Here is a 22507-nt window from a genome sequence, read left to right as displayed (position 1 = left end):
TCCGGGCATTCGCCCGGATGACGGCTCCCCGCCAGAAGCAAGAGGAAGGATCTCCATGAGACGACCCGTCTCCCGGCGACGAACGGGCCGAGCGCTCCGCGTCACCACGCTCGCCGCGCTGACGACGCTGCTCGGCTCGGCCACCGCCGTCCCGGCCATCGCCGCCCCAGCGGCAGGGCGGTCGGCATGGTCGGCGAAGGTGCGGTCGCTGGTCAGCGCCATGACGCTGGACGAGAAGCTCACGTTCGTCAGCGGTACCAGCGACCCCAAGGCCCTGGGTGAGGCCGGATACATCCCCGGCGTGAAGCGCCTGGGCATCCCCGAGCTACGGCTGACCGACGGCCCGGCCGGTGTGCGGGTGACCGCCCACGCCACGGCGATGCCGGCGCCGGTCGCGCTGGCGTCGTCGTTCGACGAGGGCCTGGCCCGCGCGTACGGGCGGGTGATCGGACGGGACGGACGCGCACTGGGTCAGGACGTCCTGCTCGCCCCCATGGTCAACACCATCCGGGTGCCGTACGCGGGCCGGAACTTCGAGACGTACAGCGAGGACCCCCTCGTCTCATCCCGGACCGTCTCCGCCGAGGTCGGCGGGATCCAGTCCCAGGGGCTGATCGCCACCGTCAAGCACTACGCCGAGAACAACCAGGAGACCGACCGCGGTGTCTTCGGCCCGGCGGTGAACGTCAACGTCGACGAGCAGACGCTGCACGAGATCGAGCTGCCGGGCTTCAACGCGGCGATCGACGCGGGCGCCGGCGCGGTCATGTGCTCGTACAACAAGGTCAACGGCTCCTACGCCTGTGAGAACGAGCAGCTGCTGAACTCGATCCTGAAGGAGCAGTGGGGGTTCCGCGGCTGGGTGATGTCGGACTGGGGCGCCACCCACTCCCCCGAGGCGATCACCAAGGGCCTGGACCAGGAGATGCCGGGCGACGCGTACGGCCCGATCTTCACGGCGTACTTCAAGGAGCCGCTGCGCACCGCGCTTCAGGACAAGAAGATCCCGGTGTCCGCCCTCGACGAGGCGGTGGCCCGGATCCTCGGCCAGATGGAGCGGTTCGGGTTGCTCACGAAGCAGTCGAGGCCGTCCCGTGACGCGGCGGGCGGCGCGCGGGTGGCGCAGACCGTCGCCGAGTCCGGCGCGGTCCTGCTGCGCAACCAGCACGACGCGCTGCCCCTCACCGGCGGTGCGGCGAAGAGCATCGCGGTCGTCGGCCCGACGGCCCGGACGCCGCTCGTCGGCGGCGGTGGCAGCGCCCATGTGATCCCGGAGTCCGCGAAGGCCCCCCTCGACGCCATCAAGGCACGGGCCGGAAGCGGTGCCCGGGTCGACTACTCGGTCGGCGAGAACCTCGACGGGGTGCTGCTCCCCGCGTCGGCGCTGTCGCCCGCGACGCCGATCGACCGCACTGGAAGCGACAAGGTGCCCGCCGGACAGTCGTTCTCCTACTCCGGGACCCTGACCGTGCCGGAGACCGGCGACTACCGGCTGGGCCTGCAGACGTCCGGCGGCAGCGGCACGGTGACCGTCGACGGCAAGGACGTCATCACCGCGGGCGGGTTCTTCAGCGGCAGCCTCATCCCGACCACCGACGGCCTGACCAACGCGCCGGTCACGCTGAAGCTCACCGCCGGCAAGCACACGCTCGCCGTGAAGTCGACCGCGCAGGCCGACGCGGCGCAGAGCGTACGGCTCGCCTGGTCCACGCCGCAGACCGTGCAGGCCGACATCTCCGCGGCGGCCGCCACGGCGAAGAAGGCCACGACCGCGGTGGTCTTCGCCTACGACGAGGGCACCGAGGGCTCCGACCGGTCATCGCTGTCGCTGCCCGGAAACCAGAACGCGCTCATCGCCGCGGTGGCGAAGGCGAACCCGCGTACGGTCGTGGTCCTCAACACCGGCTCGTCGGTCACCATGCCGTGGCTGGACGGCACCGCCGCCGTCCTCGACATGTACTACCCGGGTCAGGAAGGCGCCGAGGCCACGGCCCGGCTGCTGTTCGGGGACGTCGATCCGTCCGGGAAGCTCACCCAGACGTTCCCCGCCTCCGAAGCCCACACGCCGGTCGCCGGGGACCCGAAGCGCTACCCGGGGGTGAACCTGCAGGAGGACTACTCCGAGGGCATCTACGTCGGCTACCGCTGGTACGACAAGGAGCAGGTCCGGCCGCTGTTCCCATTCGGCCACGGCCTGTCCTACACGACCTTCTCCTACCACGGGCTTTCGGTACGGCCGGGCCGGAACGGGCTGGAGGCGACGTTCACCGTCACGAACACGGGGCGGCGCGCGGGACAGGAGGTGGCCCAGCTCTACCTCGGTGCCGCGCCCGGTGTGTCCCAGCCCCAGGCCGTACGGTCCCTCGCCGGCTTCCAGAAGATCTCCCTGCGGCCCGGTGAGTCACGTCGCGTCCGGATCGACGTGGGCGAACGCCGGCTCAGCTACTGGAACAGCACGAGTCACCGCTGGACCGTGGGCACGGGCCTGCGCACCGTCTCCGTCGGCTCCTCCTCGGCCGACCTGCGCCTGAACGCCCGCGTCGACATCGGCTGACGGTCCGCCGCGTACGGCGACGGCCTGCCCTCCCCGGGCAGGCCGTCGCATGGACGTTGTCAATGACGTTCCTCAGGTCACGCAGTGCGCACCTTTAGTTTCAATCGATACCGTATCAAGTGAAATATATGGCGGTAGTGTGGCCTCATGACCGCCGACGTTCCGCACCGAACCACCTCCTCGCGCGCGACCGACCGCCCCGGGGATGAATCGCCGTTCGCTCTCGGCCTGCTCCTGCGCCGGGCGCACTGGCACGCGGCCGCGGTGATGACAGAGGCGCTCCGGCCGCTCGGCATCGAGTTGCGGCATTTCGCCGTGCTGATCGTGCTGGTCAACCGCGGGCCCACGGTGCAGCGGGACCTGGCGGAGGCGACGGGGACGGACAAGGCGGGGATCATGCGGGTCGTGGACGACCTGGAGCGCAGGGGGCTGGCCGTACGCAAGGCCGTTCCGGGCGACCGGCGGGTACGGGCGGTGGAGATCACGCCTCAGGGACTCGAACTCTTCGACAGAGCCCACGTGGCGGCGGAGCCGCTGGCCGAGCATCTGGTCGCCGAGCTGGGACCCGGCGAGCCCGAGCAGCTGACCGATCTACTGACCCGCATCGCCCATCCCGCGGGTGGTGAGGCGTAAGCGCGCCGCACACCGGTCCGCGTGGGCGCGCTTCGTGAAACGGCCTTCGCGCCGACAGGCGGGCGACGACGCCGTGTGACGTTCCGGGGCGGGGCATCACACGGCGTCAGGGGGTCATGCGGCGAGGCGGTCCGCGAGTTCCTTGGCCTTGGTGGTCGCGTCCTCGAAGGCGCGCTTGCGGGAGGCCTCGTAGAGGGGGACCAGTTCTGACATGGCCGGGTTGCGGGGGGCCATGGTGAGTTCCGGGACGATGAAGTCGAGGTCCAGGCCGAGGCTGCCCCCGAGGACGGCCTCGAGGTAGTTCCGTACGAACTCGTAGCCCTCGCGCGGGGTGCCCGGCGCATAGGAGCCGCCGCGGCTGGCGACGACGACGACCGGGGTGCCCTGGGCGGAGGGGGTCTCGCCCGTGGTGCGGCCGGGCAGGAGCACGCTGTCCAGCCACGCTTTGAGGGGCGACGGGATCGTGTAGTTGTACATGGGGGCGCCGATCAGGATGGCGTCCGCCCGCTCCAACTCCTCGATGAGCTTCACGCGCGCGGCGAACGCGGCGGACTGCTCCGGAGTGCGCTCGGACGGGGCGGTGAAACCGGCGGACCAGGCGTCGGCGGTGATGTGCGGGACGGGGTCGGCGGCGAGGTCGCGATAGATCACCGTGCCCTCAGGGTGCCGCTCCTCCCAGGCCTTGCGGAAGGCGGCCGTGACCGCGCGGGACGAGGACGCCTCGCCGGGGAACACGGACGAGTCGATGTGCAGCAGTGTGGCCATGGACTTTCTCCGAAGTGCAGGTGCCCGAGGCGGTGGACCAAGGGCCGTGGATCAGTAACTCGACGATAGTTACACCCGAGAAGGTATCGGATGATACTATCTTGAATGTAACGGAGGTGGAGCACGTCGAGCGACGGGAGCTGGACGATCATGGATGTCTATGAGGCGGTCACGAGCCGACGGGCGGTGCGTGGGTTCACCGACCGGCAGGTGCCAAGGGAGACGCTGGAGCGCGTGCTGTCCGCCGCGGCCTGGTCGCCGTCCGGATCGAACATTCAGCCGTGGCACGCCTACGTGCTGACCGGCGCGCCGCTGGCCGAGCTCAAGAAGCGTGTCCGCGAGCGCTTGGCCGTTGGCGATCCCTGGGACGAGCCGGAGTACGAGCAGTACCCGCCGGCACTGAAGTCCCCGTACCACGAGCGCCAATCCGCCTTCGGTGCGCAGCGCTACGGCGCACTCGGCATTTCGCACGACGACCTGGCGGCGCGCCAGCGGGCCGCTTCCGCGAACTGGGAGTGTTTCGGCGCGCCCGCCGCCCTGTTCTGCTACATCGACCGCGACATGGGCTCGCCCCAATGGGCCGATGTCGGCATGTATCTGCAGACCGTCATGCTGCTGCTCCGCGCCGAGGGGCTGCACAGTTGCCCGCAGATGGCATGGGCGAAGTTTCACACGAACGTCGCAGAGGTCCTGTCACCGCCGGCCGAGCTCATCCTCTTCTGCGGCATGTCGATCGGGTTCGAGGACGTCACGGTGGATTACGCCCGTACGGGCCGGGCGCCGCTCGACGAGACGGTCGTGTTCGTCGATTGACGTCACCCGCCCTCAGCCCGCGCAAAGCCTCACATCGGCCAGCGCCATGTCGACGGCCGCCTCGGCGTGCGCACGGGTCGTGTCGATGACGGGCACCGTGCCGTCCTCCGGCTCGACGAGCATGCCGAACTCGGTGCACCCGAGGATGACGACCTCCGCGCCGCGATCGACCAGGTCGGCGATGGCCGCCTTGAACCTGTCGCGGGTGGCGGGACGGACGATGCCCTTGGCGAGTTCCTCGTACAGCGCGTTGTGCACGTCGTCCTGGTGTTCGCCCTCTGCGACCAGCACCCTCAGGCCGTAGCGCCGCCGCAGCCGGTCCACGAAATAGCCACCGGTCATCGTGTAGCGGCTGCCGAGCAGCCCGACGGTGCGGAAGCCGCGTTCCAGTATCTGGCGAGCGGTCGGATCCACGATGTGGATGAACGGCAGATCGACGGCGCCTTCAACGTATTCGGCCGCCGTGTGGACGGTGTTGCACGCCACCAGGAAGAAATCCGCTCCGGCGGCCTTCAGCTTATTACCCTGCGCCGCGATCAATTCGCCGACGATATCCCATCGACCGAGTCGCTGATTGCGCTCGATCTCCGCGAAATCGGTCTGCGCCAGGACAAGGTTCGCACTGTGCAGGCCGCCATCGCCCAGACGCCGACCGATCAGTTCGTTGATGACCCGGTAGTACACGACCGAACTCGGCCACGCGAGACCGCCAACGATTCCGATGGTCTTCATGGACTGAACCATAGGACGAAGTCCATATATGCGTCCAATACCGGAAGCGGCCTTGTTTCATGCATTCATGTATTGATTCGCCGCGGCCCACCCATACCCGCTGGAATCGATCGCGCTATCGTCGATGTGCATGGGGTATGAGACCTTCGGCCTCGCGCCCGGCTTGGAGGAGTTCCTCGCCGTGGCCCGCCACGAGCACATCACCCGCGCGGCCGAGCAGCTCGGCGTCCCCCAGCCGACGCTGTCCCGTGCGATCGCTCGCTTGTCGGCGGACCTGGGCGTTCCTCTGGTGCAGAGGGAGGGGCGCGGTATCAGGCTCACTCGCCCCGGCAGGCAGTTGGCGGAACACGGCGACCGCGTCCTCGCCGACCTGCTCGCCGCTTTGCGTGCGGTGCGCGCCGAAGCCGACCCGGACACCGGGACGGTCGTCCTGGGGTTCCTGCACAGCATGGGCCCGTCGATCGTTCCGGATCTCCTCAGAGCGTTCCGGATGACGCGGCCCGGGGTCGTGGTCCGGCTCGTGCATGAGGGAACGAATGAGCTGCTCCGCCAGGTCCTCGACGGTCGTGTCGACCTGTGTCTCGCGGCGCCGGTGACGCGGCGGCTCCCCCCGTACCTCGGGTCGCGCCGGCTCGCGGAGCAGCCCCTGGTGCTGCTCGTGCCGTCCGGCCATCGGCTGGCGGAGGCGGGCCCGGTGCGGCTCCGTGATCTGGGCGGCGAGGCGCTGATCACGCTCAGCCCGGCGTACGGCCTCCGGACGCTCACCGATCGGCTACTGAGCGCCGCCCGGACGTCCGCCACGTACATCGTCGAGAGCCAGGACATCGCGACCGCCAGTGGACTGGTCGGTGCCGGTCTCGGCGTCGCCGTGCTTCCGGCGGGGAGCGGGATCCCCGGCACCGTCGAACGGCCGATCGCCGACGACCGAGCGAGGCGGACGATCTCGCTGATCTGGCGGAGCGATCGGCCGCTGACGCCGCCGATCGCCGACCTGCGACGCCACATCATCGACGCGGCGCCCCCGCTCTTCGCCGCGGTCTCCCCTCGGTGAACAATGATCGAGCCGGTCAGCGCCGCCACGCCGGGGGTGCTGCGATCATCGTCGGGTGCGTGAACTCAACGAACTGGTCAACGTGGACGATCCGGCTTGGCCGCCGCTGCAGGAGGTTCTCGCGGCCGGCGCGGTTCCGCTGAAGGTGCTGCCGGTCGACCACGACGAGGCTCGCCGATGTCTGGTGCAGCTGCAGGTCACCGCCCGATCGGTGCTCGGCGCCGTGGCGCTGAACTGCGGCGGACTGGTCCTCGACGACGGCTGGGTCCGGGTGTTCGGCGGAGGAGCGAGCCATGGCGACGGTGGCCTGCCGAGCCTTGCCCAGGTCAATGGGTTCCCTGCCACGTTCGATCCCGCGTGGCAGCCGGCGTCGGGCCTGGTCGTCGGCCAGGACGTGTTGGGCGGGGTGTTCGCGCTCAATGGTCACGATCCGGCAGCGGCCGGCCGGCCCGGCGTTCCCGGGCAGATGACCTACTTCGCCCCCGACACGTTGGAGTGGGAGGCGATGGAGATGGGTCACTCGACGTGGATCTCCTGGCTGGTGTCGGGCAGGCTCGAGAAGTTCTACGAAGGGCTGCGCTGGCCGGGCTGGCGCGAGGAGGCAGCGGCGCTGACCTTCTCCCAGGGGATCACGGTGTTCCCGTTCCTGTGGTCGAAGGAGGCTCAGGCGGATATCGCGGCCACGAGCCGTCGTGCCGTGCCGATGCGTGAGGTTCTCGGTGTGGCCGCCGACTTCGCCCGGCAGATGGGCCTGGCCGATCCCGGATTTCTCGGTGAGGTGTAGACCGCCTCCATCCCAGGTGAGCTGTATTTTGGCGCTGTGGATTACCTGGCCGCTCTCCGGCGCGAACTCGACGCGTTCGGCGCCGTACTGGACGGCGACCTGTCCGCGCCTGTCGAGCATTGCGGTGACTGGACGCTGTTCGACCTGGCCGCTCATATGGGAGCAGGCAACTTGTGGGTCGTCACGGCCGTGAAAGAGGGGCACGGCGATGACTACGACGAGGGGGCTGCGCCCCGCGACCAGACGGCGCTCAATGCCTGGTACGCCGAAACGGCGAACACACTCGTACGGGCGCTGTCGGTTGATCCCTCGACCGATGCGTGGACGTTCTTTCCTCCACGCACGGTCGGGTTCTGGCGTCGGCGCCGCGCCCAGGAGACGCTGATACATCGCTGGGACGCCGAGAACGCGGTCGGCTCGGCGACACCGATGGACGTGGTGCTCGCCACCGACGGCGTCGCCGAGGTCTTCGACACCATGGCGCCCCGCATGATCGCCAGAGGGCACGCCACCGGGCCCGAGCAGGCCGTCCGCATTGCCGCCACCGACTCCGGCGGGTCCTGGACCCACGGGCCCGGCGAGCCGGTAGCCCAGGTCTCCGGCAGGGCCGAGGACCTGCTGCTGATGCTTTGGGACCGGAAACCGCGGGATACGGATTCGGTGGCCTGGATCGGGGATCGCGAGGCGGGGCTACGGGCCTTGGCCGGACCGCTGGTGCCCTGACCGGCTCGGATCAGGCGACGTTCGACCCGGCGTAGCCGGATGTCGTCGGCGTTTCGTCAGGCGATGTAGCTGCGGATAGATCACGCCGGCGGGGGCTCAGGTGAAGTGTGGCTTCACCTCCTCGCGGAACAGGCGCATGGTCGCCAGCACCTGCTCCTGCGGCAGGTCGTACCACTGCATTCGCAGGATCACGTATCCGACGCCGAGCCGCTCCAGTGCCTGAAGCCGGTCGACCGCCAGCTCCGGCGTGCCGAAGATGTACGACTCGTCGGCGACCTCCTTCGCCGCGTCGGCGCTCTGGAGATGACGGTACGACGCGGTTCGGTCCGGCGCGTTGAACGCGGCGTACGCGCGGGTCAGGGCGCCGCGGGCGCGCAGGCCGACCTCGCGTGCGCGGTCGCCGTCGTGGTCGAGGACGAGTTCGCGGCGGATGACGTACTCGTGCCGGCGCTCGTCGCCGAGCTGTTCGGTCTCCTCCCGGTGCCAGCCGAGCACCGTCGTCAGGCGGTCCGGTGAGACGTGCGGCGGCACGATCCAGCCGTCGCCGAGCCGAGCGGCCCGGCGGGCGCCGGTGCGGTGGGCACCCGCGCCGACCCAGATCCGCGGGCCGCCCGGCTGGACCGGGGGCAGGCTGATCCGCTCCTCGTCGAGGGCGAAGTGCGCGCCTCGGTGGCTGACCGATTTCCCGGACCACAACGCCCGGATGATCTCCACGGACTCCTCGTACCGGGTCTTGCGCTCGTCCAGGGGGACGCCGAAGGAACGGAACTCGTTCTCCCGGTAGCCCATGCCGAACCCGGCGATCACCCGGCCACCGGACAGGTGGTCGAGCGTGGCGAAGTGCTCGGCGACCTCGACCGGATGATGCAGGGGCAGGATGAGCATGTTCGTGCCGATGTCCATGCCGCCGGTCTCGGCGGTCAGGGCGGCGAGCGTCGGCAGCGGCTGGAGGGTCGGCATGGTGCCGAGGTAGTGCTGCAGCATCCAGATCGAGGAGAAACCCGCCTCCCGGGCGGCGGCGACCTGCTCGCGCAGCGCGCCGATCCGTTCCGCCGGCACGACCTCCGGCGGAAAGTCGTTCATGATGGCCAGACCAAACCTCATCGTCGTCCCTTCGCCAGATCACCATGCGCGTCCAGTGCTTCCTGCCAGGTTCCTCCCGCCAGGAGGAGCCTGCGGAAGGGGGCGAGCTCTCGGGTGACGCCGAATCCCGCGACCCCCTGCAACACTCCCCCGTCACCGGCGACGGCGACGGCGACGAAGCGCCCGTCCTCCGGGTCGCCGTGCACGATCCGCACCTCGTCTTCGGGCCGGAACCGCCCGTAGATCTGCAACCGCCCGCCGAGTTGGTCGGACCAGACGTACGGTACGGCGTCGCAGGTGACGTGGCCGCCGGTGAGGTTCGCGGCCACCACGGCGGCGTGGTCGACGGCGTTGGTCCAGTGCTCGCCGCGGACCGGCTCCCCGTACCGGGGATGGTGCCAGCGGGCGACGTCACCGGCGGCGTACACGCCCGGGGCGCCGATCGCGGCCAGGTGCTCGTCGCAGACGACCCCGTCGTCCAGGGTGAGCCCCGAGCCGGTCAGCCAGCCGGTCTCCGGCACCGCCCCGACGCCGAGCACGACCAGGTCGGCGGGGATGCGCTCGCCCCCGGTGAGCCGGACGGCCGTGACCGCACGACGGTCCGGCTCACCGGCGGCACCGACCCCGGCACCCTCAACCGGCACCACCTCACCCCTGGCGCGCTCAACCGCCGCCATGGCGGCCCCGCCACGCTCAACCATCGCCACGTCGGCCCCGCCGCGCTCAACCGCCGCCATATCGATCCCGGCGCACTCGACCGCCACCGCGTCGGCCCCGCCACGCTCAACCGCCACCACATCGGCCCCGCCACGCTCAACCGCCACCACATCGGCCCCGCCACGCTCAACCGCCACCACATCGATCCCGGCACGCTCAACCGCCACCACATCGATCCCGCCGCGCTCAACCGCCGCCATGCCCGTGCCGAGTCGCGGTGTCACCCCGGCGCGGGTGTGCATCCGGGTGAGGGCGGCGCCGAGGTGCGGGCCGAGGCCGCGCTCCATCAGGGCGGCCCGCGGCTCGACGATCGTGACCTCGCAGCCCAGGCCACGGGCCGTCCAGGCGACCTCGGCGCCGATGAACCCGCCGCCCACGACGACGACGCGGGTGCCCGGCCGGCAGCCGGCGCGAATGGCGGCGGCGTCCTCGGGGGTGCGCAGTACGTGCACGCCGCCGCCCGGCCGGACGCCGGGGAGGAGACGCGGAGCCGACCCGGTCGCCACGACGAGCGCGTCGAAGCGGACCCGGTCGCCGTCGTCCAAGGCGACGGACCGGTCGCCGAGGTCCAGCGCCGTCGCCCGTCTGCCCAGGCGTGTGTCGACGTGGAGTTCGGCGAGCCGGTCGGTGGACAGTAGGGGCGGCGCCTCGGCTCCGGGGTCGGCGAGGTAGGTCTTGGACAGCGGGGGCCGGTCGGCCGCGACGCGCGGTTCGGCGCCGATCAGTGTGATGCGGGCGTCGGATCCCCTGCGGCGCAGGGCCTGCACGGTGCGGACGCCGGCCAGCGACGCGCCGACCACGACGATGTGCACGGGAAGCTCCTCAGCTGTCGGGGTCGGGGAACCGAGGACGGCGCTTCTCCAGGAACGCCCGCGCTCCTTCGGCCATGTCAGGGCTGCCGATCGACTGGACGAGCATGCCGAGTCCGGTGCTGAAGGAGTCGCGGGCGGCGTTCCACCAGACGTTGGAGCTGATCTTGGTGATCTCCAGGTAACGCGGACTGAGCACGGCCAGCTCCGCCACCCAGGCGTCGACGGTCGGGATGAGGTCGTCATCGGGCACGACGGCGTTGATCAGGCCGAGCTCCAGGGCCTGGGACGCGGTGTAGCGGCGGCAGAGCATGGCGAGCTCCTTGGCCCGTTTCTCCCCGATCTGCACGCCCATCACGTTGGTCGCCCCGGTGACCGGCGAGCTTCCCACTCGTGGGCCGGTCTGGCCGAACGTCGCCGACTCGGACGCGATCGCGAGGTCGCAGGCGACGACGAGTTCGTTCCCGCCGCCGGCCGCCGGGCCGTTGACCGCGGCGATGACCGGCCGGGGGCAGGATCGTACGGCGTCGAAGAGGCGCAGCGACGCGCGGTACAGGCCGCGCATCTGCGTGACGTCGGGCTCGCTGAGGCCGGCCAGCGCGCCGCCCGCGCAGAACGCGCCGCCGGCGCCGGTCAGCACGACCGCCCGTGAGCGGTTCGCGGCGTCGATGGCCTCCGCGACCGCCTCGGCCATCCCCGGGTCGTAGGCGTTGCGGCGTTCGGGACGGTTGAGGGTGATCCAGGTGGCGTCACCACGCCGTTCCACCAGGACGGCACCGTCACACCCGGCGGTCGCGCGGTCAGTCATCGCCGTTCAGCCCCATCAGGCGGGCGAAGTTGCCGCCGAGAATGCGTTCGGTCCGCTCGTCGGACAGGCCGAGGGCGCGGATCGCCGCGATCTCCCGTGCGGGGTCGGCCATCGGCCAGTCCGAGCCGAAGACCACCCGGTCGGCGCCATGTCGGCCGATGATCTTCCGGACCCGGTCGGGGTCGACCTCCGCCATCGTGGGCGGCCAGGACGTCTCCAGGTAGACGTTCTCTCCGAGGAGTACGTCCTCGGCCTCGTCGAGACGGTGGTAGCCGCCGAAGTGGCAGGCGATCAGCCGAAGGTCCGGGAATCGGCGCGCGATGTCGCGGACCATCGCCGGCGTGGCCCGTTCGTTGCTCCGGCGGTCGCCTCCCGCGCCGACGTGGGCGATGACCGCGATCTCCGAGCCGAACGCCTCGAGGACGTCCCACAGCCGCGGATCGTCGTAGGCGACTCCCTGAAACAGCGAGTGGAGCTTCACGCCGGTGATTCCGTTCCGGCGCAGGCTCGCGAGGTTCTCCTCGGCCGGCAGGTCCGGATGCACCGTGCCGAAGCCCAGCAGACGGTCGCCGCGTTCGCGGGCGACGAACCGGTTGACGCCGTCCACGTGCCGGGCGGTGTCCGCGATGCCGAGGAGCACCCCGCGGTCCACTCCCGAACGAGTCAGCACGTCGCGCAGGCTCGAGATCCGGCCGTCGCCGTGCCGCTCCAGCTGCGGAACGCGGCCGCTCAGCGCCCGTTCGGCGAGCGCGTCCGGCCACGCGTGACAGTGCACGTCGATGATCATCATGCTCCTCCGCCGTCGACGGTGAGGATGGACCCGGTCGTGTACGAGGACAGGTCGCTCGCCAGGTACAGCGCCGTGCCGACGATCTCCTCGGGCCGGCCGCCCCGGCGGAGCGCGAAACGGGCCGCGCGCTCGGCGAACACCTCCATGTCCCAGGAGGCGCTGACGTCGGTAAGGAAGGTGCCCGCCATGATCGCGTTGACCCGTACGGCCGGCCCGAACGCGTGCGCGAGACCGACGGTGATCGCGTTGAGGCCGGCCTTGGCGGCGGCGTACGGCACGATGTCCGCCCGGGGGCGCGCCGCCCCGGTGCTGCTGATGTTGATGATCGAACCCTCCCCGGCGGCGGCCATGCGGGTGCCGGCGAGCGCGGCCAGCCGGAAGGGCCCCTTGAGGTTGACCCCGATGATCTTGTCGAACAGCTCCTCGCCGACGTCCGCCACGGTGTCGTAGCGCGGTGACATGCCGGCGTTGTTGACCAGCACGTCGAGCCGGCCGAACTCCGCGTACGCCGCGTCGACGAGGCCGTCGAGTTCGTCCCAGTGCCCGACGTGGCACGCGTACGGAAGGGTCCTCCGGCCGGTCGCCGCCCTGATCTCGGCGGCCGCCCGCTCACAGGCGTCGCGCTTGCGGCTGGCGATGACCACGTCGGCGCCGGCCTCGGCCAGCCCCAGCGCGATCGCCCGGCCGAGCCCGCGGCTGCCGCCGGTCACCAGCGCCACCCGGCCGCCGAGGTCGACCGGCACGCCGGTCACCGAGCCCTCGCCCGCAATGGACCCACCCGACACGCCGGTCACCGGACCCCCGCCCGCAGCGGACCCACCCGACACGCCGGTCACCGGACCCCCGCCCGCAGCGGACCCACGACCCGCTCCGCGCCGAGTCCGGCGAGTTCCGCGGGCGACAGGGCGAGCAGCTCGCGCAGGGCCGGTTCGGTGTGCTCCCCGATCTCCGGTACCCCGTCGTACACGGGCCCCGGGTACCCGCCCAGATGCAGGATGGGGCCGGGGACCAGCGCCGGGCCGAGGACGGTTCCGGCCAGGTCGACGAGCGTGCGCTCCCGGAAGTGCGGATCCTCGACGACATCCCGCGCGTCGTTGACCGGAGCCGCGACGACCTCGTGCCGGTCCAGGTCGGCGAGCACCTCCGCGCGCGGCCGGGCGGCCACCCAGGCTGCGACGATGCCCTGCAGTTCGTCGTTGTGCTCCATCCGCGCCGTGTTGGTGGCGAATCGCGGATCGTCGGCGAACTCCGGGTGCCCCATCGCCTCGAACAGCCGAAGCGCGATCCGCTGCGACGAGGCGGCGATGGACAGCCACCGGCCGTCCCCCGCCGGGTAGATGCCGCGCGGCGACGCCGAGCCGGAGCCGTTGCCGACGCGCTGCTGGACCTCCCCGGTGCTCGTGTAGCGCAGGATCATGTCGCCGAGGATGAACATCAGCGGCTCGTACAGCGCGACGTCGACGACGTCGCCGAGGCCGGTGCGCGACCGCGCCAGCAGAGTCGTGACCGTGCCGTACGCCGCGGAGATCCCGGCGATCGAGTCGGCGAACCCGAACGGCGGCGAGGTCGGCGGGCTGTCCGGCCAGCCGTTCGTGAACGCGTACCCGCTGGCGGTCTCGGCCACCGTGCCGAAGCCCGGACGCTCGCGGTACGGGCCGGTCTGCCCGAATCCGGAGACGCGCGTCAGCACCAGCCCGGGGTTGTCCGCCGCGAGCACGTCGTAGCCGAGGCCCCACTCCTCCAGCCGGCCGGGCCGGAACGACTCCAGCACGACGTCGACGCGGGCCGCCAGCCGGCGGACCAGGTCACGGCCGGCGGGTTGCCGCAGGTCGATGCCGACCGACTCCTTGCCCGCGTTGAGCCGGGCGAAGCCGAGGGCGAGGCCCTCGTGCTGAGGCGTCCAGTGCCGGGCGTAGTCGCCGGTCGCCGGATCCTCGACCTTGACGACGCGCGCGCCGAAGTCGCGCAGCATCCGGCCGGCCGTCGGGGCGGCGTACATCGTCCCGAGCTCCAGCACCGTCACCCCGGCGAGCGGAGGGCCATCGGCCCCCGCGCACCCGTCCGCCGACGTCCGCTCGCCCGCGGCCGGTCGTGCCCGGCCGTTCACCTTGTCGGTCATTCGCGGCCTCCGCTCGGTACGGTGCCCGGGAGCGTCCCGGGCGTGGCGGCGACGTGGGCGAGCCACGCGCGCGCGGTGTCGGCGTGCGCCTTGTCGATGTGCAGGCCGCGGTACCGGACCGCGCCGTCGCCCTCCGCGGCCGCACGCTCGTACGCGGCGACGAGGCCCTCGTGGAAGGCGATCTCGTCGGGCGAGGCGGAGAAGACCTCGTTGATGGTCGCGACGTGCGACGGATGGATCGCGATCATGCCGCGGAAGCCCAGCCGGCGGCCCTGTCGCGCGAACTCCCGCAGGCCGTCGAGGTCGTCGAGGCGTTCCCACAGGGCGGTGAGCGGGTGGATGCCGGCCTCCCGGCAGGCCAGCAGGACGCGGCTGCGGAGGTACAGGGTCTCGTCCCCCTCCGGGGTCCACTGGTAGCCGACGGCGCGTGCGATGTCGGCGTGCTCTGCGGTCGGGCCGATCATCGCTCCGATGCGGGGGGAGGCGAGTGCGATCTCCCGGGCGCGCTGGATCGCGCCGACGGTCTCGACCGGGACGATGTACCGCAGTCCGGTGGCGCCGTTGCGGTGCTCGAAGTGGTCGAGGAGCGCGTCGTAGCGGATGACGTCGGCGGGTTCGTCGATCTTCGGGGCGAAGACGCCGGTGAGGCCCGGCACCACCGCCGCCTCCAGGTCGGCGCCGGTCAGGCGGGTGTCCAGCGCGTTGGGGCGTACGAACAGGCCGACCCGGCGGTCGTGTTCCCGCACGTCGGCGACCGACTCGGCGACGGCCGTACGGGCCTGTTCCTTCAGGTGGCCGGGGACCGAGTCCTCCAGGTCGAGCACGATCGCGTCGGCTCCGGCGGCCAGCGCCTTGGCGACCCAGGACGGTTTGTGCGCGGGGACGAAGAGGATCGAGCGGTAGGGCACCATCAGTTGCCTCCCGTGCCGGCCAGGGGGTGAACGAGGAGGATCGAGCAGTAGGGCACCATCAGGCGCCTCCCGTGCCGGCCAGGCGGTCGTGGGTGTCGGGTGTGACGCCCTCGGCGCGCAGCGCGGCCTTCCGTACACGCTCGGACGGGGTCTTCGGCAGCTCGTCGACGAAGCGGATGAAGCGCGGCACGGCGAAGGCGGGGACCCGCCCGGTGCACCAGTCCCACAGCTCCTGCGGCTTGACGTCGCGCGACGCGACGACGCAGGCCATCACCTCGTCCTCACCGGCCTCGACACCGGCGTCCACCCCGATCACCGCGCACTCGACCACCGCCTCATAGCCCAGGAGGGCCTGTTCGACCTCGTAGGAGCTGATGTTCTCCCCGCGCCGGCGCAGCGCGTCCTTGTACCGGTCGACGAAGTAGAACCAGCCGTCGGCGTCCTTGCGCAGTGCGTCGCCGGTGTGGAACCACAGGTTCCGCCATGCCTCGGTGGTGCGTTCGGGCATGCCGTAGTAGCCGAGGCTGCACGTCCACGGGTGCTTCGGCCGGACGACGAGCTCGCCGATCTCGCCGACGGGGACCTCCACGTCGGTGTCCGGATCGACCAGCCGCACGTCGAACCAGTCCGCGGCGGCGAGCCCGGCGGCGCCGGCGGGCCGGTCCTCGCCGTACGGGGCGAGGATGGGCGCGCTGGTCTCGGTGAGCCCGAAGACCTCGACGAACGCCTCGATGCCGAACCTCTCGCGGAAGCCGGCGAGGATGGAGCTCGCGGTCGGCGCGGCGAACACCGATCGCAGGCGGTTGTCGGCGTCGCCGGGCCGGGCGGGCTGCTTCCAGATGAAGTCCATCATCACGCCGATGAGGTTGGTGACGGTGGCGCCGGACTCGCGCAGCTGGTCCACCCAGCGGCTGGCGCTGAACCGCGACCGCACCACGAGCCGCGCGCCGGCGATCAGCGCCGGATAGGCGGCCATGAACTGGGCGTTGCCGTGGAAGAGCGGCGTGCAGGTGAGGTAGACGTCCTCGGCGGTGAGGCGCTGCAGGCTGACGACCTCTTCGCCGAAGAAGAACATCTGCGCGTGCGGCATGGCCACGCCCTTCGACGGGCCGGTCGTGCCGGAGGTGAAGAAGATCGAGGCGAGCGAGCGGGGCTCCGGCGCGGGCGGGTCGAACCCGGGGCGGGCCCCCACGGCGAGTTCCTCCCACGGACGGGCGTCCCACCCGGCGTCGCGCAGCGCGCGTACGGCCTCGGCCTGCGCGCCGTGGTCGATCACCCAGAACCGTTCGATCACGCGCGCCGCGTCGGCGACGGCGAGGAAGCGGCCGGCCAGGGCGTCGTCGACGACCGCCCACCGCGGGGCGGCGGTCGTCAGCTGGTGCTCCAGGAAGACGCCTTCGTAGGCGGTGTTGACGGGTACCTCGACGTATCCGCCGACGCCGGTGCCCAGCCAGGTCCGTACGAACTGGGAGGAGTTGGCGGCCATCACCAGGACGCGATCGCCCGCGGCGGCGCCGGCCCGCGCGAGGCCGTCGGCGACCGACTCGGCCTGTTCGAGGGCCTGCGCGTACGTCCAGCTCAGCCCCTCCTCGGGGGTGTCGAGGAAGGTCGCGTCCGGCCGGTGCCGCGCCTGGTGCCGCAGCACGGTCGCGAGGGTCCAGTCGCGCTGGTCGGGGAACACCGGCCTGAGGTCCGTGTAAGTACGCATATCACCCAATCCGCCCGGCCGCTCACACCGCCAAGCAAAGCAAGATAATCATACGCATGGTTTTTTGGCGAGGGCTAGTTCACCGGCTCGTCGACGACCGGGTCAGGGTCTTGGCGAGCTGGCCGGTCAGCACCTCGTTGCCGCCCTCGTAGATCCGCATCGGCCGGGCGTCGCGGTACAGCCGCTCGATCACCGAGCCCGACACCAGGCCGAACCGGCCCATCATCTGCACGCACCGGTCGACCACCCGGCCCGCCATCTCGGTCGCGCCCACCTTGGCCATCGACGACCAGTGCAGGTTGGCCAGCGGGTCGGCGGCGGCCCGGGACGCCGCCGCGTACGTGAGCAGGCGTGCGGACTCCAGCTCGGTCCACGACGTGCCGAGCATCTGCGGGATCGGCCCCAGCCGGGCCAGGGTGGTGCCGAACTGCTCGCGCCCGGTCGTGTGCCGCACCGCCTCGTCCAGCGCGGCCTGCGCCAGGCCGACCGCCGCCCCCGCCACCGAGACCCGGAAGGTCGCGAGCGTCCCCAGGACCAGCGGGAACGCCTGCCCGGCCGCACCGATGCGATGGTCCGCCGGGACCCGGGCGTCCTCGAAGCGCACCGTCCCGAGTACGTGCGGGGCGATGATGTCCGGGCCGCTCTCGACGCGCACTCCCCCGGTGGCCGCGGGGACGAGGACGAGGCTGTGGCCGTCGCCCTCCCGGCACAGCACCGTGTAGACGTCCGCGGCGCCGGCGTTGGTGATCCACGACTTGACGCCGGTGACGACCAGCTCGCCGCCGCGCTCGGCCACGCGCGTGGTGACCGCCCTGAGGTCGGAGCCGACACCGGGCTCGGTCAGGGCCAGGGCCGCGATCGCGTCGAGGGCCGCGATCCGCGGCAGCCATTCCCGCCGAAGGTCGTCGTCTCCCCCGGTCGCGAGGGCGTATCCGCCGATGCCCTGCATCGCGAACATCGAGTCCAGGTGTCCCGAGACCGCCATCAGCGCCTCACGGACGACCGTGACGGCGAGGGGGTCCACGGTCTCGTCCACGCCTCCGTACGCGGCCGGAACGGTCAGCCCGGCCAGGCCGCTCTCGCGCAGCGCCGTGCGCAGGCCGGGGTCCAGACCGGTCCCGGCGTCGGCCCGGTCCCGTACCGACTCCGCGAGCTTCACGGCGCGTTCGCTCAGCTCCTCGTGTCGCCGTGGCAGTTCGAAGGGCATCTCGTCTCCTCGGGTCGGATCGGCGGGCCGCGCGTCAGCGCCGCTGGTCGAAGGTGCGGCCCAGCAGCTCGGAGACGATCCGGGTGCGCTGCATCGTCGGCGTGCCGCCGGCCAGCGCCCAGCCGTGCGCGTCGCGGTGCAGCCGCTCGATGCCGTACTCCTCGGTGTAGCCGTTGCCTCCGTGCAGCTGGATGGCCAGGTCGGTCACCCGCTTGGCGGTCTCGTTGGCGGTGCACTTGGCGATGGACACCTCCAGGGGCGAGGGCAGACCGCGCCCTGCTCCCCGGGCCGCGCGGTACACCAGCAGCCGCGCGGCCTCCACCTGCATGACCATGTCCGCGACGGTCAGCTGGGTGGCCTGGAACTCGATGATCGGCTTGCCGAACGCCTTCCGCTCCTGCACGTACGCGACCGTGCGGTCGAGCGCCGCCTGCGCGATCGCGAGGCTCATCGTGGCGTTGCCGAGGCGCTCCAGCGAGAACCCGGTGAACAGGTCGCGGAACCGCCCGGCGGGAACGAGCAGGTTCGCCGCCGGCACCCGGACGTCGTCGAAGAACACGTCACAGGAGGGGATGCCGCGGAAACCCATCAGCCGCTCCTGCGCACCGTACGAGACGCCCGGAGTGTCGGCGTCGACGACCAGCGCGCCGATGCCCCGGGCGCCGGGCGCGTCCGACATCCGGGCGTACAGCAGGTACTGGTCGGCGTGCCCGCCGCCGGAGATCCAGCGTTTGGCCCCGTTCACGCGGTAGTGGTCGCCGTCGAGGACCGCCGAGGTCGTCATGTCGGTGGCGGCCGAGCCGGCGTCCGGCTCGGAGATCGCCACGGCCATCGTCGCGTCCCCGCGGATGATCGCGGGAAGGTAGCGGGCGCGGAGGTCGTCGCCGCCGAGCAGGTTGACGACCGTCGCGGGGCCGGTGTTGCACTCGAACACCTGGAAGGCTGCCGGGCGGCACTCCTTGGCGAGCTCCTCGATGACCACGAGGGCGTCGAGGACCGGAGCGCCGGACCCGCCGAACTCCTCGGGCAGCGTGATGCCGAGCAGGCCCAGGTCACCGAGCCTGCGGCGCTCCTCGGCCGGGAGCGGCGTGCGCTCGGCGTCCCAGCCGGCGGCCGGCGGGGCGTAGTGCTCACGGGCCAGGTCGCGCGCCATCGCGCGGATCTCCCGCTGGTGCTCGGAGAGGTCGGCGTCCTGTGGGTTGTCGATCACTGCGGCCATAGATTCCATGATATTGGTATGCATAGTTAGACCGTCAAGACTGGCTGAGGAGGCCGACACCATGTCCGCAGCCGTCATCGTCGACGCGGTGCGCTCGCCCATGGGCCGGGGCAAGCCCGGCGGCGCGCTCGCCGGGGTCCATCCCGTCGGCCTGCTCGCCCAGGTGCTCACCGCGCTGGTCGAGCGGACCGGCCTGGACCCGGGCACCGTCGACGACGTCATCGTCGGCTGCGTGGGCCAGGCCGGCGAGCAGTCGGCCACCCCCGGCCGGCAGGCGTGGCTCGCGGCGGGCTTCCCCGAGCACGTCCCGTCGGTGACGATCGAGCGCAAGTGCGGCTCGGGCCAGCAGGCGCTCGACTTCGCCGTCCAGGGCGTCGCCGCCGGCGCGTACGACATCGTGATCGCCGCGGGCGTCGAGTCGATGAGCCGGGTGCCGATGGGCTCGGCCCGGATGGGCGCGGATCCCTTCGGACCCGATGTCCTGACGAGATTTGCCCCGGTTCCCCAGGGTGTGGCGGCCGAGCTCGTCGCGGACAAGTGGGGGCTGATGCGAGAGGCGCTCGACGCGTACGCCGTGCGCTCCCACACACGCGCCGCGCAGGCCGCTGCCTCGGGCGCCTTCGACCGCGAGATCGTGCCGATCACGACGGCGGACGGTGTCGTGTCCGCCGACGAGACCGTCCGGCCGGGCTCGACCATCGAGCGGCTCGCCGCCCTGCCGCCCGCCTTCGCCGGTTCGGAACACGCCGCCCGCTTCCCCCGCCTCGACTGGAAGATCACCGCGGGCAACTCCTCCCAGCTCACCGACGGCGCCGCCGCGATGCTCGTCATGAGCGAGGAGCGGGCCGCGGCGCTCGGTCGCACGCCGCGGGGTCGGGTGGTCGCCTCGGCCGTCCGCGGCGACGACCCGGTGCTCATGCTCACCGGCCCCATCCCCGCGACGCGTACGCTGCTGCGGCGCTGCGGCCTGTCGCTCGACGACGTCGCCGCCGCGGAGGTCAACGAGGCGTTCGCCTGCGTCCCGCTCGCCTGGCAGACGGAGTTCGGCCTCGACGACGACCGGCTCAACCCGCGCGGCGGCGCGATCGCGCTCGGACATCCGCTCGGCGCGTCCGGCATCCGGCTGGCGACCACGCTCCTCGGCTTCCTCGAGGACACCGGCGGGCGCTACGGCCTGCAGACCATGTGCGAGGCGGGCGGCATGGCCAACGCCCTGATCCTGGAGAACCTCGGCGCCCGCTGAGCGCCCGGACGTGGAAGGACATCATGGACGTCACATCGGGATCGGCCGTCGTCACGGGCGGGGCATCGGGACTCGGGCTCGCGACCGCCCGGCGGCTGGTGGGCGCGGGAGTACCCACCGTGCTGCTGGACCTGCCCCGGTCCGACGGCGCGGCGATCGCCGCGGACCTCGGCGGAAAGACCCGCTTCGTCGCCGCCGACGTCACCGACCCCACCGGCGTGAACGCCGCGCTGGACGCCGCTGAGGAGCTGGCGCCGCTGCGGACGCTCGTGCACTGCGCGGGGCGCGGCGGCGCGATGCGGATCGTGGACTCGGCCGGTGAACCCGGCTCGCTCGAACTGTACGAGTCGGTCGTGCGGGTCAACCTCATCGGCACCTTCAACGCCCTGCGGCTCGCAGCGACGCGGATGGCCCGCAACGAACCGGTCGAGGACGAGCGCGGCGTCTGCGTGCTCACCGCCTCCGTCGCCGCGTGGGAGGGGCAGATCGGCCAGCTCCCCTACGCCTCGGCCAAGGCGGGCATCGTCGGGATGACCCTGGTGGCCGCCCGGGACCTGGCCTCGAAGCTGATCCGCGTCTGCACGATCGCGCCCGGCCTGTTCGACACCCCCATCCTGGCGCGGCTGCCGGAGAAGGTACGGGACTCGCTCGCGACGATGGCGCCGCATCCGCGCCGGCTCGGCGCACCGGACGAGTACGCGCGGCTCGCCCTGCAGATCGTGGACAACCCGATGCTGAACGGCGAGACGATCCGGCTGGACGGCGCGATCCGGATGCAGGCCCGGTGAGCGTCCGGACCGAGCGCGAGGACGCCGTCCTCGTCGTCACCATCGACCGGCCGGACGTCCGCAACGCCATCAACACCGCCACCGCCGAGGCGATCGGGGCCGCGATGGCACGGCTCGACGAGGACGACTCGCTCTTCGCCGGCGTCCTGACCGGGGCGGGCGGCACGTTCTGCGCCGGAATGGACCTCAAGGCGTTCCTCGCCGGGGAGCGCCCGGCGGTGCCGGGCCGCGGTTTCGCCGGCCTGGTCGAGGCGCCGCCGGCCAAGCCCCTCATCGCCGCCGTCGAGGGGTACGCGCTGGCCCGCGGGTTCGAGATCGCCCTGGCCTGCGACCTGATCGTCGCCGCCGACGACGCGTGGTTCGGCCTGCCGGAGGTACGCCGTGGCCTGATGGCCGGGGGCGGCGGGCTGCTGCGACTCCCCCGGAAGGTGCCCCTCGGAAAGGCCACCGAATGGGCGCTCACGGGTGATCGAATCAGCGCCGCCGAGGCGCACGAGGCGGGGCTCGTCAACCGGCTGACGCCCCACGGAGAGGCCCTGACCGAGGCGAAGGCCCTCGCCACACGGATCGCCGCCAACGGCCCGCTGGGCGTACGGGCCACCAAGCGCGTCCTGTACGAGAGCGGCCAGTGGCCGGCCGACGAGGCGTTCGCCCGGCAGAACGAGATCTACGAGCCCGTACGGTCGTCGGAGGACGCCCGCGAGGGCGCGACCGCGTTCACCGAGAGGCGCTCCCCGGTATGGCGCGGCCGCTGAGCGATCCCCGACGAGGCACCGCGCGATCTCCTCAGTGACACGACTGCCGGGGGGGCGATCCGCACGGACCCCGACCGCCGGACGATCCCCTCAGCGACGCGACCACCAGGAGCGATCCGCACGGACCCCGACCGCCGGACGATCCCCTCAGCGACGCGACCACCAGGAGCGATCCGCACGGACCCCGGCCACCGGGCGATCTCCGCGGTGACGCGGCCGCCGGGCGATCTGCGCGGACCCCGGCCACCGGGCGATCTCCGCGGTGACGCGGCCGCCGGGCGATCTGCGCGGACCC

At 71.9% G+C, this 22507-nt stretch carries 21 protein-coding genes; 9 read left to right on the top strand and 12 right to left on the bottom strand.

The annotated features are described in order from the left end of the window. Nucleotides 1–55 precede the first annotated feature (55 nt). Nucleotides 56–2554: a glycoside hydrolase family 3 C-terminal domain-containing protein gene (locus tag ACQP2O_RS18675; protein ID WP_433186395.1), complete on the top strand. Its 2499-nt coding sequence runs from the start codon at nucleotides 56–58 to the stop codon at nucleotides 2552–2554. Between the two features lie 147 nt (nucleotides 2555–2701). Further along, nucleotides 2702–3187 carry a MarR family winged helix-turn-helix transcriptional regulator gene (locus tag ACQP2O_RS18670; RefSeq protein WP_433186392.1) on the top strand — a complete coding sequence of 162 codons (486 nt, stop codon included), beginning with the start codon at nucleotides 2702–2704 and terminating at the stop codon, nucleotides 3185–3187. Between the two features lie 114 nt (nucleotides 3188–3301). On the opposite strand, the gene ACQP2O_RS18665 is transcribed toward ACQP2O_RS18670, so the two are convergent. Then, a complete protein-coding gene (locus ACQP2O_RS18665; RefSeq protein WP_433186389.1) occupies nucleotides 3302–3952 on the bottom strand; it encodes an FMN-dependent NADH-azoreductase in 651 nt (216 codons plus the stop codon). A 150-nt stretch (nucleotides 3953–4102) separates the two neighbouring features. Between ACQP2O_RS18665 and ACQP2O_RS18660 the strand changes: the two genes are divergently transcribed. After that, on the top strand, nucleotides 4103–4765 hold the full coding sequence (locus tag ACQP2O_RS18660; protein WP_433186386.1) for a nitroreductase: 663 nt from the start codon (nucleotides 4103–4105) through the stop codon (nucleotides 4763–4765). A 12-nt stretch (nucleotides 4766–4777) separates the two neighbouring features. Here ACQP2O_RS18660 and ACQP2O_RS18655 read toward each other — a convergent pair whose 3' ends face one another. After that, nucleotides 4778–5497 (bottom strand): aspartate/glutamate racemase family protein, encoded by a 720-nt coding sequence (locus ACQP2O_RS18655; protein WP_433186384.1) that lies wholly within the window; start codon nucleotides 5495–5497, stop codon nucleotides 4778–4780. Nucleotides 5498–5627: 130 nt separating this feature from the next. On the opposite strand from ACQP2O_RS18655, the gene ACQP2O_RS18650 reads away from it, so the two are divergent. Genes ACQP2O_RS18650 through ACQP2O_RS18640 form a run of 3 tightly spaced genes read left to right on the top strand, consistent with a single transcriptional unit; the run spans nucleotide 5628 to nucleotide 8055 of the window. Beyond that, complete coding sequence (locus ACQP2O_RS18650) at nucleotides 5628–6548, top strand: LysR family transcriptional regulator (protein ID WP_433186381.1); 921 nt, start codon at nucleotides 5628–5630, stop codon at nucleotides 6546–6548. A 55-nt stretch (nucleotides 6549–6603) separates the two neighbouring features. Next, nucleotides 6604–7332: a DUF2625 domain-containing protein gene (locus tag ACQP2O_RS18645; protein WP_433186378.1), complete on the top strand. Its 729-nt coding sequence runs from the start codon at nucleotides 6604–6606 to the stop codon at nucleotides 7330–7332. Between the two features lie 36 nt (nucleotides 7333–7368). After that, entirely contained in the window at nucleotides 7369–8055 is a 687-nt protein-coding gene (locus ACQP2O_RS18640; RefSeq protein WP_433186375.1) for a maleylpyruvate isomerase family mycothiol-dependent enzyme, read from the top strand. A 96-nt stretch (nucleotides 8056–8151) separates the two neighbouring features. On the opposite strand, the gene ACQP2O_RS18635 is transcribed toward ACQP2O_RS18640, so the two are convergent. The 10 genes from ACQP2O_RS18635 to ACQP2O_RS18590 all read right to left on the bottom strand — a co-directional run bounded on the left by ACQP2O_RS18635 (nucleotide 8152) and on the right by ACQP2O_RS18590 (nucleotide 19426). Then, complete coding sequence (locus ACQP2O_RS18635; protein ID WP_433186372.1) at nucleotides 8152–9159, bottom strand: LLM class flavin-dependent oxidoreductase; 1008 nt, start codon at nucleotides 9157–9159, stop codon at nucleotides 8152–8154. After that, complete coding sequence (locus tag ACQP2O_RS18630) at nucleotides 9156–10667, bottom strand: NAD(P)/FAD-dependent oxidoreductase (protein WP_433186369.1); 1512 nt, start codon at nucleotides 10665–10667, stop codon at nucleotides 9156–9158. The genes ACQP2O_RS18635 and ACQP2O_RS18630 overlap by 4 nt, the downstream gene beginning before the upstream one ends. 10 nt (nucleotides 10668–10677) lie before the next feature. Next, the gene (locus ACQP2O_RS18625; RefSeq protein ID WP_433186367.1) at nucleotides 10678–11472 is read right to left on the bottom strand and encodes an enoyl-CoA hydratase/isomerase family protein; all 795 of its coding nucleotides are present in this window, start codon (nucleotides 11470–11472) and stop codon (nucleotides 10678–10680) included. After that, on the bottom strand, nucleotides 11465–12262 hold the full coding sequence (locus ACQP2O_RS18620) for an amidohydrolase family protein (protein ID WP_433186364.1): 798 nt from the start codon (nucleotides 12260–12262) through the stop codon (nucleotides 11465–11467). Before ACQP2O_RS18620 ends, ACQP2O_RS18625 begins: the two co-directional genes overlap by 8 nt. Further along, complete coding sequence (locus tag ACQP2O_RS18615; RefSeq protein ID WP_433186361.1) at nucleotides 12259–13047, bottom strand: SDR family NAD(P)-dependent oxidoreductase; 789 nt, start codon at nucleotides 13045–13047, stop codon at nucleotides 12259–12261. The genes ACQP2O_RS18620 and ACQP2O_RS18615 overlap by 4 nt, the downstream gene beginning before the upstream one ends. A 47-nt stretch (nucleotides 13048–13094) precedes the next feature. Beyond that, nucleotides 13095–14381, bottom strand: coding sequence for a CaiB/BaiF CoA transferase family protein (locus ACQP2O_RS18610; protein WP_433186358.1), 1287 nt, complete (start codon nucleotides 14379–14381; stop codon nucleotides 13095–13097). After that, the gene (locus tag ACQP2O_RS18605) at nucleotides 14378–15292 is read right to left on the bottom strand and encodes an HpcH/HpaI aldolase/citrate lyase family protein (protein WP_433186355.1); all 915 of its coding nucleotides are present in this window, start codon (nucleotides 15290–15292) and stop codon (nucleotides 14378–14380) included. The genes ACQP2O_RS18610 and ACQP2O_RS18605 overlap by 4 nt, the downstream gene beginning before the upstream one ends. 58 nt (nucleotides 15293–15350) lie before the next feature. Then, a complete protein-coding gene (locus tag ACQP2O_RS18600) occupies nucleotides 15351–17000 on the bottom strand; it encodes an AMP-binding protein (protein WP_433186352.1) in 1650 nt (549 codons plus the stop codon). Nucleotides 17001–17079: 79 nt separating this feature from the next. Further along, the gene (locus ACQP2O_RS18595; protein WP_433186349.1) at nucleotides 17080–18207 is read right to left on the bottom strand and encodes an acyl-CoA dehydrogenase family protein; all 1128 of its coding nucleotides are present in this window, start codon (nucleotides 18205–18207) and stop codon (nucleotides 17080–17082) included. A gap of 34 nt (nucleotides 18208–18241) precedes the next feature. Continuing rightward, nucleotides 18242–19426 carry an acyl-CoA dehydrogenase family protein gene (locus tag ACQP2O_RS18590; protein WP_433186346.1) on the bottom strand — a complete coding sequence of 395 codons (1185 nt, stop codon included), beginning with the start codon at nucleotides 19424–19426 and terminating at the stop codon, nucleotides 18242–18244. A 61-nt stretch (nucleotides 19427–19487) separates the two neighbouring features. Here ACQP2O_RS18590 and ACQP2O_RS18585 point away from each other — a divergent pair, with 61 nt between their 5' ends. From ACQP2O_RS18585 to ACQP2O_RS18575, 3 genes are read left to right on the top strand one after another with little or no spacing between them, the layout of a single operon-like run. Beyond that, entirely contained in the window at nucleotides 19488–20669 is a 1182-nt protein-coding gene (locus tag ACQP2O_RS18585; protein WP_433186343.1) for a thiolase family protein, read from the top strand. A gap of 23 nt (nucleotides 20670–20692) precedes the next feature. Continuing rightward, complete coding sequence (locus tag ACQP2O_RS18580) at nucleotides 20693–21457, top strand: SDR family NAD(P)-dependent oxidoreductase (RefSeq protein WP_433186340.1); 765 nt, start codon at nucleotides 20693–20695, stop codon at nucleotides 21455–21457. After that, nucleotides 21454–22212, top strand: coding sequence for a crotonase/enoyl-CoA hydratase family protein (locus ACQP2O_RS18575; RefSeq protein WP_433186338.1), 759 nt, complete (start codon nucleotides 21454–21456; stop codon nucleotides 22210–22212). The genes ACQP2O_RS18580 and ACQP2O_RS18575 overlap by 4 nt, the downstream gene beginning before the upstream one ends. The last annotated feature ends 295 nt before the right edge of the window (nucleotides 22213–22507 follow it).

Source organism: Actinoallomurus sp. CA-150999 (genome assembly GCF_050942425.1).
In the GTDB taxonomy this organism is placed as follows: domain Bacteria; phylum Actinomycetota; class Actinomycetes; order Streptosporangiales; family Streptosporangiaceae; genus Actinoallomurus.
The sequence above is the reverse complement of the archived record's forward strand: the minus strand, read 5'-3'. Positions and strand labels throughout refer to the sequence as shown.